Origin of the sequence: Pseudacidovorax intermedius, from assembly GCF_001476815.1 — a bacterium.
Lineage (GTDB): Bacteria > Pseudomonadota > Gammaproteobacteria > Burkholderiales > Burkholderiaceae_C > Xenophilus > Xenophilus intermedius_A.
The window spans coordinates 16,803-30,508 of record NZ_LDSL01000086.1; the positions used below are offsets into that span (position 1 = coordinate 16,803).

9 protein-coding genes are annotated in these 13,706 nt (G+C 68.6%); 5 read left to right on the top strand and 4 right to left on the bottom strand.

Annotation, left to right across the window (positions count from 1 at the left end; all coding sequences use genetic code 11):
- Positions 1-51: 51 nt before the first annotated feature.
- Positions 52-1,518 (bottom strand): glucose-6-phosphate dehydrogenase, encoded by a 1,467-nt coding sequence (gene zwf, locus NS331_RS14075; protein WP_058642610.1) that lies wholly within the window; start codon positions 1,516-1,518, stop codon positions 52-54.
- Between the two features lie 74 nt (positions 1,519-1,592).
- A complete protein-coding gene (locus NS331_RS14080) occupies positions 1,593-2,966 on the bottom strand; it encodes a cytochrome-c peroxidase (RefSeq protein ID WP_082702475.1) in 1,374 nt (457 codons plus the stop codon).
- Positions 2,967-3,105: 139 nt separating this feature from the next.
- Here NS331_RS14080 and acpA point away from each other — a divergent pair, with 139 nt between their 5' ends.
- The gene (gene acpA / locus NS331_RS14085; RefSeq protein WP_058642628.1) at positions 3,106-5,340 is read left to right on the top strand and encodes an acid phosphatase; all 2,235 of its coding nucleotides are present in this window, start codon (positions 3,106-3,108) and stop codon (positions 5,338-5,340) included.
- A 58-nt stretch (positions 5,341-5,398) separates the two neighbouring features.
- A complete protein-coding gene (locus tag NS331_RS14090) occupies positions 5,399-6,034 on the top strand; it encodes an HAD family hydrolase (protein ID WP_058642611.1) in 636 nt (211 codons plus the stop codon).
- 19 nt (positions 6,035-6,053) lie between these two features.
- On the opposite strand, the gene NS331_RS14095 is transcribed toward NS331_RS14090, so the two are convergent.
- On the bottom strand, positions 6,054-6,752 hold the full coding sequence (locus NS331_RS14095) for a lipocalin family protein (RefSeq protein WP_082702476.1): 699 nt from the start codon (positions 6,750-6,752) through the stop codon (positions 6,054-6,056).
- Between the two features lie 130 nt (positions 6,753-6,882).
- Here NS331_RS14095 and tal point away from each other — a divergent pair, with 130 nt between their 5' ends.
- The 3 genes from tal to NS331_RS14110 all read left to right on the top strand — a co-directional run bounded on the left by tal (position 6,883) and on the right by NS331_RS14110 (position 11,758).
- Positions 6,883-7,836, top strand: a complete 954-nt coding sequence (tal, locus tag NS331_RS14100) for a transaldolase (protein WP_058642612.1) — start codon at positions 6,883-6,885, stop codon at positions 7,834-7,836.
- Complete coding sequence (gene pgi, locus NS331_RS14105) at positions 7,836-9,386, top strand: glucose-6-phosphate isomerase (protein ID WP_058642613.1); 1,551 nt, start codon at positions 7,836-7,838, stop codon at positions 9,384-9,386. The genes tal and pgi overlap by 1 nt, the downstream gene beginning before the upstream one ends.
- Before the next feature lie 134 nt (positions 9,387-9,520).
- Positions 9,521-11,758: an NADP-dependent isocitrate dehydrogenase gene (locus NS331_RS14110; RefSeq protein ID WP_058642614.1), complete on the top strand. Its 2,238-nt coding sequence runs from the start codon at positions 9,521-9,523 to the stop codon at positions 11,756-11,758.
- A gap of 293 nt (positions 11,759-12,051) precedes the next feature.
- Here NS331_RS14110 and groL read toward each other — a convergent pair whose 3' ends face one another.
- Entirely contained in the window at positions 12,052-13,692 is a 1,641-nt protein-coding gene (gene groL, locus NS331_RS14115) for a chaperonin GroEL (protein WP_058642615.1), read from the bottom strand.
- Between the last annotated feature and the right edge of the window lie 14 nt (positions 13,693-13,706).

Consider the following 13,706-nt stretch of genomic DNA (forward strand, 5'->3'; position numbering starts at 1 on the left):
AGGCCCGTCGCGTTGCGTCCGGGCCTTCTTCGCTGAGCGGCCGAGCGGCGCCTACTGCTCCTCGCTCCAGGCCAGCCCGTCGCGCGCGATCATGGCGCTGCTCGCGCTCGGGCCCCAGGTGCCGGCGGCGTAGGGGCGGGGGCCGCTGTCGTTCTGCCAGGCCTCGATCAACGGTTCCACCCAGCGCCAGGCCTCTTCCTGCTCGTCGCTGCGCACGAAGAGGTTGAGCCGGCCGTCGATCACGTCCAGCAGCAGCCGCTCGTAGGCACCCACGCGCTCAGTGCCGAAGCGCTGGCCGAAGTCCAGGTCCAGCTGCACGGTGGCCAGCGGCTGCGTGCCGTCGCCGCTGCGCTTGCGGCTGTTCTGGGCCTGCGCCAGCAGGTGCAGCTCCAGCCCGTCCTTGGGCTGCAGGTTGATCACCAGCTTGTTGGCGCTGGCGCCCGCCGGCGCGCGGAAGATGGCATGCGGCGTGGGCTTGAAGTTGACCTCGATGCGCGCATCGCGCGAGGCCAGGCGCTTGCCGGTGCGGATGTAGAAGGGCACGCCGGCCCAGCGCCAGTTGGCGATCTCGGCGCGCAGGGCGACGAAGGTTTCGGTGCGGCTGGCCGGGTCGATGCCGGGCTCCTGCAGGTAGCCCTGCACCCGCTCGCCGTAGGCCGTGCCGGCGGTGTACTGGCCGCGCACCGCATGCAGGCCGATGCTTTCCGGCGTCCAGGGCTTGAGCGAGCGCAGCACCTTGAGCTTTTCGTCGCGCAACGCGTCGGCGTGGGCGTTGATCGGCGGCTCCATGGCCACGGCGCACAGCAGCTGCAGCGCATGGTTCTGCACCATGTCGCGCAAGGCGCCGGTCTGGTCGTAGAAGGCACCGCGCTTTTCCACGCCCAGGTCTTCGGCGATGGTGATCTCGATGCTGGCGATGTACTCGCGGCGCCACAGCGGCTCGAACAGCGCATTGCCGAAGCGCATGGCGAACAGGTTCTGCACCGAGGGCTTGCCCAGGTAGTGGTCGATGCGGAAGACCTGTTCTTCCTTCAGCACGTGGCCCACCGCCGCATTGATGGCGCGGTTGGAGGCCAGGTCGTGGCCCAGCGGCTTTTCGAGCACCACGCGGGTCTTGGGGCCGCCCAGGCCGGCGGCGGCGATGCGCTCCACCGTCTGCGTGAACAGCGAGGGCGCGGTGGCCAGGTACATCACCACTGTGTCGGCATCGCGCTGCTGCAGTGTCTGCGCCAGGCGCTCGTAGTCCGCCGGCTTGGAGAGGTCCATGCGCAGGTAGTGCAGCAGGTCGGCGAACTTCTCGAACTCTTCGGCGCTCGGCCGCTTGGCGCCTTCGACGGCCTTGAAGCGGGACTGGATCAGCTCACGGTACTGCGCGTCCGACAGGTCGTCGCGCGCCACGCCGATGATGCGGCCGCCGGCCGGCAGGCTGCCGTGGCGGAAGGCCTGGAAGAGGGCGGGCATCAGCTTGCGCCAGGCCAGATCGCCGGTGCCGCCGAAAAGAACGAGGTCGAAGCTCATGGGGCAGAAGGTGCGCGCCGCGCGCGCCAGGGTTGGGACTCGGGGTCCCGACTGTAAGCGCAGCCGCCGGGGGCTCAGCGGGCCGCGGCGGCGGGTGGCTTCCAGCCGTCGTCCAGCGTGTGCAGGAAGGCCACGAGGTCGCGGATGTCGCCATCGCTCAGCACCGGCCGGTTGCCGGGCCGCGGGCCGAAGGGTGCCTCGGTGTTGACGTTGCCGCGGTCGGCCTCGGGCAGGTCGTCGAACTTCTGCACCCGGCCCTGGGCGTCCTTGGGGTAGAGGCGTTCGGGCTGCGTGTCGCGCAGGCCGTAGAAGCGCAGCGCGTCCTCCAGGGTGTGGAACACGCCGTTGTGGAAGAACACCTGCCGCGTGGCGACGTTGCGCAGCGACGGCGTGCGGAAGCGTCCGCAGTAGTCCGCATGGTCCTTCAGGTCGGTGCGCAGCGGACCGCACAGGCCGAGGTCGAAGAAGGCCGGGTCGGCATTGGCGGGCAGGGCGGCGTTGCGCGGCACCCCCAGCGCGATGTGGCCGAAGTCGGTGAAGAGCGGGAAGGCGCCGTCCTCGGTGATGCGGCTGATGTGGCAGGAGGCGCAGTTGCCCTTGTTCGGGTCCTCGAAGGTGGCCAGGCCGCGGGCCTCCTGCACACTCAGTCGGGTGTGGCCGCGAAGCACCGCGTCGTACTTGCTGTCGTAGGGCGCGAATTCCTTGGGTTCTTCCTGGAACACCTCCAGCGCCAGGCCGGCGAGGCGGAAGGCCTGCCTGTCGTCGTCCAGCGCGGCCGGGCCGAAGGCGGCGCGGAACCGGTCCGCATAGGGCGCGCGGCGCAGGCGGGCCGCCACGTCGGCCTCGCTGGCATTGGCCATTTCGAAGGGCGACAGCAGGGGCGCGGCGGCCTGGGCATGCGCGGAGTCGGCGCGGCCGTCCCAGGTGCGGCCGCCGGTGGGGCCGGCGTCCTCGCTGTCGTTGCCGTCGTTGTCGTGGTGGTGCTCCGAGAAGCTGCCGGCCGTTTGCAGGTAGCGCAGCGAGGGCACGGCGCGCAGGCCGCTGTCGTGGCCGGCGGGCCCGCCAAGCTGCACCGACAGGCCGTTGGGCGGACCGTAGGCATGGTCGGGGCTGTGGCAGTTGGCGCAGGCCATCTTGCCGGAGGCCGACAGGCCGGGGTCGAAGAACATCGCGCGGCCCAGTGCGCTCATCTCGGCGGCCGTCGGCTGGCGGCCGGGCAGGGGGGCATACATGGCGTTGGCGCCGGCCGGCGCGCTGGCGGCCGGTGCCGGCGTGGACGCGGAAGCGGTCGGCCGTGCCGGGGCTTCGGAGCGCCCGCAACCGGTCAGGGCCAGGCCCAGGCACAGAAGGGGCACCAGCCTGTGCGGCCGAAGGAAGGTCGGAAGGATCGGGCGGGACACGGCGGCGCGGGACGGAGCGAAAGGTGCAGCACTCTGGCCCTGCTGCATGACGCTTTCGTGAACGGATGGGCTGGTCAGTTGGGCCTCAGCTTTCCGCCATGCATGTGTCATGCGTGTGGCAGACCATTCGTGCCGACCCGAATTCCTCCGCTTTTTCTCCCACATCGTCAGCGCCATGTTCTCCCCCATGCTTTCTCTTTCCGCGGCGAAGCACGGCTACCGCCTCCTGCCCGTGGCGGCACTCGCCATCGTGCTCGCCGCCTGCGGTGGCAGTGGCGGCCGCGTGGCCTTCTTGCCGGCCTCCAGCAACGGCAACAGCAACAGCAGCGGCACCGGCGGCGGTAGCAGCAGCAGCGGCAGCAACGGCACGGCCAGCATCAGCGGCATCGTGGCCGGCAGCTATTACCGCAACGCCAAGGTCTGCCTGGACAGCAACAACAACGGCCGCTGCGACAGCGGGGAGCCCAGCACCCGCACCGACGCCAACGGTGCCTTCACGCTGAACGGGGCCGCCAACGGCGCCCTGGTGGCCGAGATCGGCACCGACGCCGTGCGCTTCGACCCGGCCACGGGCACGGCCACGCCGGTGGCCGCGCCGCTGGTGTTCCGTGCCCCGGCCGACGCCAACGGCGTGCTGAGCGCCGTCTCCACCGAAGTGGTCGCGCTGATGGACCGCGGCCAGGGCTATGCCGCGGCCAGCGCCATGCTGGCGGGCCGCCTCGGTGTCTCGACCGACCAGTTGCGTGCCGACCCCAACAAGATCGCCGACACCAGTGCCCGTGGCGCGCTGCAGCTGGAAGGCGACCAGATGACCCAGCGCATCGCCGACGCCGTGCAGGCCGCCGGCAGCGGCGACCGCGTGGCCGCGCTCTCGTCGCGCCTGGCGGTGGACCTGGATCTGGCGAACAAGATCCAGAACGTGGTGGTGATCTATGCCGAAAACCGCGGCTTCGACAACCTCTACGGCCTGTTCCCCGGCGCCAACGGCGTGCCCGGTGTCAACCCCAGCTCCACCGGCGCCGAGCCGCAGAAGGACCGCGACGGCTCGGTGCTGTCGGCCCTGCCGCCGACCTGGGGTGGCCTCACGGCCGGCGGCCAGGCGGTCTCGGTGACGCAGGCCCAGACCATCGGCTGGGCCAACAAGCCCTTCCAGATCGATGCCGCCACCTTGCAGAACACCGGCGTCGCCGTCAGCCAGTCGGTCATCACGCGCGACCTGGTGCACCGCTTCTTCAACGACCAGATGCAGATCAACGGCGGCAAGAACGACCTGTTCGCCGCCTACTCGGATGCCGGCGGCCTGACCATGGGCTACTACGACGGCAGCGCCATGGCCATGTGGAAGCTCGCGCAGCAGAACGTGCTGGCCGACAACTTCTTCATGGGCGCCTTCGGCGGCTCCTTCCTGACCCACCAGTACCTGGTGTGCGCCTGCGCGCCCGAGTACCCGAACGCCGACACCGCCGCCGCCAAGCCCAGCATCTCGGCCATCGACACCGACGCGAGCGGCAACTTCGTGCGCCTGACACCCGCCGACAACATGCCGGCCAGCGCCCTCAACGGCCCGCCGGCCTACAAGTCCGACGGCAACATCACGCCCAAGGACGCCAACGGCAAGTTCTACGCCGTCAACACCATGCAGCCGCCCTTCCAGCCCAGCGGCAACGCCCCGGCCAGCGGCGACACCACCGGCCAGTACGCCGATCCGTCCAAGGCCACCACGCTGCCGGCGCAGACGGCCACCACCATCGCCGACCTGCTGGACGCCAAGGGCGTGAGCTGGGCCTGGTACTCGGGCGCCTGGGCCAGCGCCTCGCAGAACCGCAGCAACATCTACAACGGCAAGACGCCCAACTTCCAGGCGCACCACCAGCCCTTCAACTACTTCGCCAAATTCGACCCGGTCAATGCCGCGGCCTACCGCAACGCGCACCTGAAGGACTTCGACAGCCAGTTCCTGGCCGATGCCGCCGCCGGCAAGCTGCCCGCCGTCGCCTTCTACAAGCCGCAGGGCAACCTGAACCAGCACCCGGGCTATGCGGACGTGGCCTCGGGCGATGCCCACATCGCCGACGTGATCGCGCAACTCAAGAAGAGCCCGCAGTGGAAGAACATGGTCGTGGTGGTCACCTACGACGAGAACGGCGGCTTCTACGACCACGCGGCCGTTCCGAAGGGCGACCGTTGGGGTCCCGGCACGCGTATCCCGGCCATCGTCATCTCCGACTGGGCCCGGCACGGCGTCGTCGACAAGACGCAGTACGACACCGCCTCGGTGCTGCGCCTGGTGACCCGCCGCTTCGGCCTTCCCAGGCTCGACGGCCTCAAGCAGCGCGACCAGGCCCTGACGGCCAATGGCTTCCGGCCGATGGGCGACCTGACCGCGGCGCTGGACTTCTCGCAGCAGCAGCCCGGGCAGTGATGGCGGGCCTTCCCCAGGCTCGCCGCAGCGCGGCGGGCGGGAGAGGGACAATCGCCCGATGAACGTGGTTTTCGATCTCGGCGGGGTGCTCATCGACTGGCGCCCCGCCGATCTCATGCGGGCACACTTTCCGCAGCAGGCGCCGGACGAGACGGCCGCCCATGCGCTGATGCGGGCCTTCTTCCATCATGAGGACTGGCAGGGCTTCGACGGCGGCCTGCGCACGGCCGAAGAGGTCGCGGCTCGCACGGCGGAGCGGCTCCGGCTGCCGCAGGAGGCAGTGCGCGACTTCGTGCTGCCGCTCGGTGAACACCTGCAGCCGCTGTCCGTCACTGTCGACATGCTGAACCGCCTGGCCGGCCAGCGCGACGCGGGTGCCGCGCTGCGGCTCTATTACCTGTCTAACATGCCGGTGCCCTACGCGCGGGCGCTGGAGCGCCGGCTGCCTGCGCTGTTCGGATGCTTCGACGGTGGCGTGTTCTCGGGCGACGTCAAGCGCATCAAGCCGCACACTGAGATCTACGAGCTGCTTGCCTGGCGCCACGGACTGGTGCCGGCGCAGACGCTCTTCATCGACGACACGGTACCCAACGTGGAAACGGCACGGGCATTGGGCTGGCAGGCGCTGCACTGCGCTTCGCCGGCGGCGCTGGCGGTGCAATTGCCGCAGATGGTCGCCAGGGCGCTCGGCTGAGCGCGTCCAGCGCGGTGGCTCAGGCCGGCGAATCCTGCGCGCCGCTGCGCACCACCTGGTCGATGTCGAACCCCAGGGTGCGGGCGTAGTCCAGCTCGGCCGCCAGTGAAGCTTCGTCCAGGTGCTGCACGCGCGAGAGCACCCAGAGGTAGTCGCGCTTGGGCGTGCCGACCAGCGCCACCTGGTAGTCGCGGTCCAGCTTGAGGATCCAGTAATCCCCCCAGGCGATGGGCAGCCAGCGCATCCAGGCGGGTGCGAAGCTGACGGCCAGCCGGCCCGCGCCCGGCAGGCCGGCCACGCGCACCGCATGGGCGATGCCCACCGATTCGTCGACCTGCCCGTCCTGGCGCACGCAGCGGTTGCGCACCTCCACCGTGCCGTCCGGCAGCGGGGTGTATTCGGCCGACACGGTGCCGCCGCAGGCCTTTTCGAAGCGGTTCGGCAGGCGGGCCTGCTCGTACCAGATGCCGGCATAACGCTTGAGGTCCACCGGCGCCACCACCTGCAGCGGGGCGCGCATCAGCGGCGCGCCGTCCGCCGGGCCGGCCGGCTGGCGGTGGCGGCGGGCCCACTTGAGGCCGGCCATGGCGGCGATGCCGCCGACGCAGAAGGCCGCCGCCAGCAGGGCGATGCGGTGGCCGGTGTCGTGCTCGTCGTGCAGGTCGGGGGTGTCGTTCAGGTCGGGGGTGTCGTTCAGGTCGCGGCCGAAGCGGCTCATGGGGGCTCCCGTCGGAATTGGAAAACAGCCTTCGACATTAGCGTCAGGGGCCCTCCAGGCCTGTCAGCCGCCAGCCAAAACGCCCGTGCGCGGTGGGATTGCGCCATCTCTGCGCGACATAATCGATTGCATGAACCAACTCGACGCCCTTCGCCAATGGACCACCGTGGTCGCCGATACCGGTGACTTCCGCCAGCTCGCCCAGTTCAAGCCGCAGGACGCGACCACCAACCCGTCGCTGATCCTCAAGGCGGTGCAGAAGCCCGAGTACCGGCCGTTGCTGGACGACGCCCTGTCGCGCCACGCCGGCCGGCCGCTGGACGAGATCGTCGACCGGCTGCTGGTGCGCTTCGGCTGCGAGATCCTGGCGCTGGTGCCGGGCCGCGTGTCGACCGAGGTGGATGCGCGGCTGTCCTTCGACACCACCGCCACCGTGGCCCGCGCGCTGCGGCTGGTCGAGCTGTACAAGGCCGAGGGCATCGACATCGAGAAGCGGCTGCTGATCAAGATCGCCGCCACGTGGGAGGGCATCGAGGCCGCGCGCGAGCTGGAGGCCCGTGGCATCCACACCAACCTGACGCTGCTGTTCTCCTTCGCCCAGGCCGTGGCCTGCGGCGCGGCGGGCGTCAAGCTCATTTCGCCCTTCGTGGGCCGCATCTACGACTGGTACAAGAAGAGCGCCGGCAGCAGCTGGGACGAGGCAGCCAGCAGGGGTGCCAACGACCCCGGCGTGAAGTCGGTGCGCCGCATCTTCGACTACTACAAGCGCCACGGCATCGCCACCGAGGTGATGGGCGCGAGCTTCCGCAACGTGGGCCAGATCGGCGCGCTGGCCGGCTGCGACCTGCTGACCATCAGCCCCGAGCTGCTGGCCGAACTGGCCGCCAGCGAGGCCCCGCTCGCGCTGGCCCTGGATGCCGCTGCGGCGCGCGACCGTGACGACATTCCCAAGGTCACGCTCGACGAGCCGGCCTTCCGCTTCGCCCTCAACGAGGACGCCATGGCCACCGAGAAGCTGGCCGAAGGAATCCGCGGCTTCACGGCCGACGCGATCAAGCTCGACAAGCTCATGGGAGCCGCCTGATGCCCGTGCGTTGCGAGAAGACCCCTGCCTGGGCCCGGCTCGAGGCGCTGAAAGACGAACGCCGTGGCTTCGACCTGCGCCAGGCCTTCGCCGGCGATGCCGGCCGCGCCGCCGCGCTGAGCCAGGAGGCGCCGTACCTCTTCGCCGACCTGTCCAAGAACCTGATCGATGCCGAGGTCGAGCAGGCCCTGCTGCAACTGGCCGCCGACTGCGGCCTGGAAGCGAAGCGTGCCGCGCTCTTCGCCGGCGAGCCGATCAACAGCACCGAGGGCCGTGCCGTCATGCACTGGCTGCTGCGCACGCCCGCCGATGCCGCTGGCCTCGCGCCGGCCGCTGCGGCCGAGTTGCCTGCGGTGCACGAGACGCTGGACGCCATGCTGGCCTACGCCGAGAAAGTGCGTGCTGACCACACCATCACCGACGTGGTCAACATCGGCATCGGCGGCTCTGACCTGGGCCCGCAGATGGCGGTGCTGGCGCTGGCCGAGCAGGTGGCGCCGGGCAAGCATTTCCATTTCGTCTCCAACGTGGACGGGCATGAGCTGGCTGGCGTGCTCAAGGGCCTGGCGCCGGAGCACACGCTGTTCCTCATCGCCTCCAAGACCTTCACCACGGCCGAGACCATGGCCAATGCCGAGTCGGCGAAGCGCTGGTACGAGCGCTCGGGCGGCACCGACATCGCCGGCCATTTCGCGGCGCTCACTACCAACGTCGAGGCGGCGCGCGCCTTCGGCATCGAGACCACCTTCGGCTTCTGGGACTGGGTGGGTGGCCGCTATTCGATGTGGTCGGCCATCGGCCTGCCCGTCGCGCTGGCCGTGGGCGCCGAGGGCTTCCGCCGCCTGCTGGCGGGCGCCCATGCCATGGACGAGCATTTCCGCACCGCGCCGCTGGCCCACAACCTGCCGGTGCGCCTGGGCCTGCTGGACGTCTGGTACCGCAATTTCCTGGGCTTCACCAGCCGCTGCATCGCGCCGTACCACAGCGCGCTGCGCCGCGTGCCGGCCTACCTGCAGCAGCTGGAGATGGAGAGCAACGGCAAGCAGGTGGACCTGGATGGCCGGCCGCTCGCCGTCGGCACCTCGCCCGTGCTGTGGGGCGAGCCCGGCACCAACGGCCAGCATGCCTACTTCCAGATGCTGCACCAGGGCACGGACGTCGTGCCGCTGGAATTCGTGGCCGTGCGCCAGCCGGCGCATTCGCTCGAGGGCCACCATGCGAAGCTGCTGGCCAACGCCATCGCGCAGGCGCAGGCGCTGATGGTGGGCAAGGCCGACGCGGGCGGGCACCGCAACTTTCTGGGCAACCGGCCGAGCAGCTTCTTCGTGCTGGACGAGCTCACGCCCGAGTCGCTGGGCGCCTTCATCGCCATGTACGAGCACCGGGTGTTCGTCAGCGGCGCGGTCTGGGGCATCAACAGCTTCGACCAGTGGGGCGTGGAGCTGGGCAAGGTGCTGGCCAAGGACCTGGAGCCGCGGCTCGCCAGCGGCGACGTGCAGGGGCTGGACGCCTCCACGGCCCAGTTGCTGGGCCGGCTGAAACAGGGCTGATCCCGCCGCTTTCCCTTCCTCGGCCTGGTCCTGGCGTCCGGGCCGACGTCCGTCTGGCGACGCCTTCCTCGATCAGAGCGAAAATGCCCGGCGGACCCGATTCCGACCATCTTCTCCAAGGACATCCCAGCGCCATGAGCACGACGTCTCCGACCATCATCTACACCCTGACCGACGAAGCGCCCGCGCTCGCCACCGCTTCCTTCCTGCCCATCGTGCGCACCTTCGCGCAGGCCGCGGGCGTCAACGTGCAGACCAGCGACATCTCGGTGGCCGGCCGCATCCTGGGCCAGTTCCCGGAATGCCTGACCGAAGAGCAGCGCGTGCCGGACAACCTGAGCGAGCTGGGCAAGCTCACGCTCAAGCCCGAAGCCAACATCATCAAGCTGCCCAATATCAGCGCCTCGGTGGCCCAGCTCAAGGCCGCCATCAAGGAACTGCAGGACAAGGGCTACAAGATTCCCGACTTCCCCGAGAACCCGCAGACCGACGAAGAGAAGGACATCCGCGCGCGCTACAACAAGTGCACCGGCTCGGCCGTCAACCCGGTGCTGCGCGAAGGCAATTCCGACCGCCGCGCGCCCAAGGCCGTCAAGGAATACGCCCGCAAGAACCCGCACAGCATGGCGCCCTGGAGCCAGGCCTCGCGCTCGCACGTGTCGCACATGCACGCCGGCGACTTCTACCACGGCGAAAAGTCCATGACGCTGGACCGCGCCCGCGACGTCAAGATGGAGCTGCTCACCAAGAGCGGCAAGACCATCGTGCTCAAGCCCAAGGTGTCGCTGCTCGACCGCGAAGTGATCGACTCGATGTTCATGAGCAAGAAGGCCCTGCTGGCCTTCTACGAGAAGGAGATCGAGGACGCCCGCGAGACCGGCGTGATGTTCTCGCTGCACGTCAAGGCCACGATGATGAAGGTCTCGCACCCCATCGTGTTCGGCCACTGCGTGAAGATCTTCTACAAGGATGCCTTCGAGAAGCACGGCAAGCTCTTCGAGGAGCTGGGCGTGAACGTCAACAACGGCATGGTCGACCTCTACAACAAGATCGCCACGCTGCCGACGGCCAAGCAGGACGAGATCAAGCGCGACCTGCATGCCTGCCACGAGAACCGGCCCGAGCTGGCCATGGTGGACTCGGCCAAGGGCATCACCAACTTCCACTCGCCCAACGATATCATCGTGGACGCCTCCATGCCGGCCATGATCCGCAACGGCGGCAAGATGTGGGACGCCAACGGCCGCCTGAAGGACGTGAAGGCCGTGATGCCCGAGTCGACCTTCGCCCGCATCTACCAGGAGATCATCAACTTCTGCAAGTGGCACGGCGCCTTCGATCCCAAGACCATGGGCACGGTGCCCAACGTGGGCCTGATGGCCCAGCAGGCCGAAGAGTACGGCTCGCACGACAAGACCTTCGAGATCCCCGAGGACGGCGTGGCCAACATCACCGACCTGGCCACCGGCGAAGTGCTGATGAGCCAGAACGTGGAGCAGGGCGACATCTGGCGCATGTGCCAGGTGAAGGACGCCGCCATCCGCGACTGGGTCAAGCTGGCCGTCACCCGCGCCCGCAACTCCGGCATGCCGGTGGTCTTCTGGCTGGACGCCTACCGCCCGCACGAGAAGGAGCTCATCACCAAGGTCAAGATGTACCTGCATGAGCACGACACCACCGGCCTGGACATCCAGATCATGAGCCAGGTGCGCGCCATGCGCTACACGCTGGAGCGCGTGATCCGCGGCCTGGACACCATCAGCGCCACCGGCAACATCCTGCGCGACTACCTGACGGACCTGTTCCCCATCATGGAACTGGGCACCTCGGCCAAGATGCTGTCGATCGTGCCGCTGATGGCCGGCGGTGGCATGTACGAGACGGGCGCCGGCGGCTCGGCCCCGAAGCACGTGCAGCAGCTGGTGGAAGAGAACCACCTGCGCTGGGATTCGCTCGGCGAGTTCCTGGCCCTGGCCGTGAGCCTGGAAGAGCTGGGCATCAAGAACGGCAATGCCAAGGCCAAGGTGCTGGCCAAGGCGCTGGACACCGCCACCGGCAAGCTGCTGGACAACAACAAGGGCCCGAGCCCCAAGACCGGCCAGCTGGACAACCGCGGCAGCCACTTCTACATCGCGCTGTACTGGGCCCAGGCCCTGGCCGAGCAGACCGAGGACGCCGAACTGGCCGCCCGGTTCAAGCCCCTGGCCCAGAAGCTGGCCGCCGACGAGCAGAAGATCGTCGCCGAACTGGCCGAGGTGCAGGGCAAGCCGGCCGACATCGGCGGCTACTACAAGACCGACCCGGCCAAGACCGAGGCCGTGATGCGCCCCAGCAAGACCTTCAACGAGGACCTGGCCAGCGTCGCTGCCTGATCGGGTGGAGGGCTGCAGTGCAGCCCTGGCCCATCAACGAGAAAGCCGTCGCATGCGACGGCTTTTTTCATGCCCGGACGGAAATCGGTCCGTGCCCGCATACGACAGATCTCTCGCCCAACCACGAGGGCCGGCGAAGCCGCCCGCCGGCAGGGTGCCGCGCGAAGCGCGCACCCGCCCCGCCGAAGCAGCGCGCAGGCGGGGCGCCCATGAAAAAAGCCGGGCTTCGCCCGGCTTTTTGATCTGACTTGAACAGAACCAAATCAAGCGCGCAGCAGCGCGCTTGATTTGAATTACATGTCCATGCCACCCATGCCGCCCATGCCACCGGGCATGGCGGGCGCAGCGGACTCGTCCTTCGGCGCTTCGGCGACCATGCACTCGGTCGTCAGCAGCAGCGAAGCCACGGAGGCGGCGTTCTGCAGGGCGGTGCGGGTCACCTTGGTCGGGTCCAGGATGCCCATTTCGATCATGTCGCCGTAGGTGTCGTTGGCGGCGTTGAAGCCGTAGTTGCCCTTGCCTTGCAGCACGGCGTTGACGACCACGCTCGGCTCGCCACCGGCGTTGGCGACGATCTCGCGCAGGGGCGCTTCGATGGCCTTCAGGATCAGCTTGATGCCGGCGTCCTGGTCGGCGTTGTCGCCCTTGATGGTGCCCACGGCCTGCTTGGCGCGCAGCAGCGCCACGCCACCGCCGGCCACCACGCCTTCTTCCACCGCGGCACGCGTGGCGTGCAGGGCGTCTTCGACGCGGGCCTTCTTTTCCTTCATTTCGACTTCGGTGGCAGCGCCGACCTTGATCACGGCCACGCCGCCGGCCAGCTTGGCCACGCGCTCTTGCAGCTTCTCGCGGTCGTAGTCGCTGGTGGCTTCCTCGATCTGGATGCGGATCTGCTTGACGCGGGCTTCGATGTCGGCAGCGGCACCGGCGCCATCGATGATGGTGGTGTTTTCCTTGCCCACTTCGATGCGCTTGGCCTGGCCCAGGTCGGCCAGCGTCACCTTCTCGAGCGACAGGCCCACCTCTTCGGCGATGACCTTGCCGCCGGTCAGGATGGCGATGTCTTCCAGCATGGCCTTGCGGCGGTCGCCGAAGCCAGGTGCCTTGACGGCCACGACCTTCAGGATGCCGCGGATGGTGTTGACCACCAGGGTCGCCAGCGCTTCGCCGTCGACTTCTTCGGCAATGATCAGCAGCGGACGGCCGGCCTTGGCCACGGCTTCCAGCGTGGGCAGCAGGTCACGGATGTTGCTGATCTTCTTGTCGAACAGCAGGACAAACGGGTTGTCCAGCAGTGCGGCCTGCTTCTCAGGGTTGTTGATGAAGTAGGGCGACAGGTAGCCGCGGTCGAACTGCATGCCTTCGACGACGTCCAGCTCGTTGTTCAGGCTCTTGCCGTCTTCGACGGTGATGACGCCTTCCTTGCCGACCTTGTCCATCGCGTCCGCGATGATCTGGCCGACGTCGCTGTCGCTGTTGGCCGAGATGGAGCCGACCTGGGCGATTTCCTTGGAGGTCGTGGTGGCCTTGCTGGACTTCTTCAGCTCTTCGACCAGGGCGGCGACCGCCTTGTCGATGCCGCGCTTGAGGTCCATCGGGTTCAGGCCGGCGGCCACGTACTTGGAGCCTTCGCGCACAATGGCCTGGGCCAGCACGGTGGCGGTGGTGGTGCCGTCACCGGCGTTGTCGCTGGTCTTGGAGGCCACTTCCTTCACGAGCTGGGCGCCCATGTTCTGCAGCTTGTCCTTCAGCTCGATTTCCTTGGCCACGGACACACCGTCCTTGGTCACGGTGGGGGCGCCGAAGGAGCGCTCGAGCACCACGTTGCGGCCCTTGGGGCCCAGGGTCACCTTGACGGCGTTGGCGAGGATGTTCACGCCTTCGACCATGCGTGCGCGGGCGTCGCCGCCGAAGACCACGTCTTTTGCTGCCATTTTGTGTTTCTCCT

Bases quoted from the DNA above. Each gene is read 5' to 3' on its own strand.
- groL (WP_058642615.1), bottom strand. From the start codon at position 13,692: ATGGCAGCAAAAGACGTGGTCTTCGGCGGCGACGCCCGCGCACGCATG.
- acpA (WP_058642628.1), top strand. From the start codon at position 3,106: ATGCTTTCTCTTTCCGCGGCGAAGCACGGCTACCGCCTCCTGCCCGTG.
- NS331_RS14095 (WP_082702476.1), bottom strand. From the start codon at position 6,752: ATGAGCCGCTTCGGCCGCGACCTGAACGACACCCCCGACCTGAACGAC.
- NS331_RS14080 (WP_082702475.1), bottom strand. From the start codon at position 2,966: ATGCAGCAGGGCCAGAGTGCTGCACCTTTCGCTCCGTCCCGCGCCGCC.
- NS331_RS14090 (WP_058642611.1), top strand. From the start codon at position 5,399: ATGAACGTGGTTTTCGATCTCGGCGGGGTGCTCATCGACTGGCGCCCC.
- NS331_RS14110 (WP_058642614.1), top strand. From the start codon at position 9,521: ATGAGCACGACGTCTCCGACCATCATCTACACCCTGACCGACGAAGCG.
- pgi (WP_058642613.1), top strand. From the start codon at position 7,836: ATGCCCGTGCGTTGCGAGAAGACCCCTGCCTGGGCCCGGCTCGAGGCG.
- zwf (WP_058642610.1), bottom strand. From the start codon at position 1,518: ATGAGCTTCGACCTCGTTCTTTTCGGCGGCACCGGCGATCTGGCCTGG.
- tal (WP_058642612.1), top strand. From the start codon at position 6,883: ATGAACCAACTCGACGCCCTTCGCCAATGGACCACCGTGGTCGCCGAT.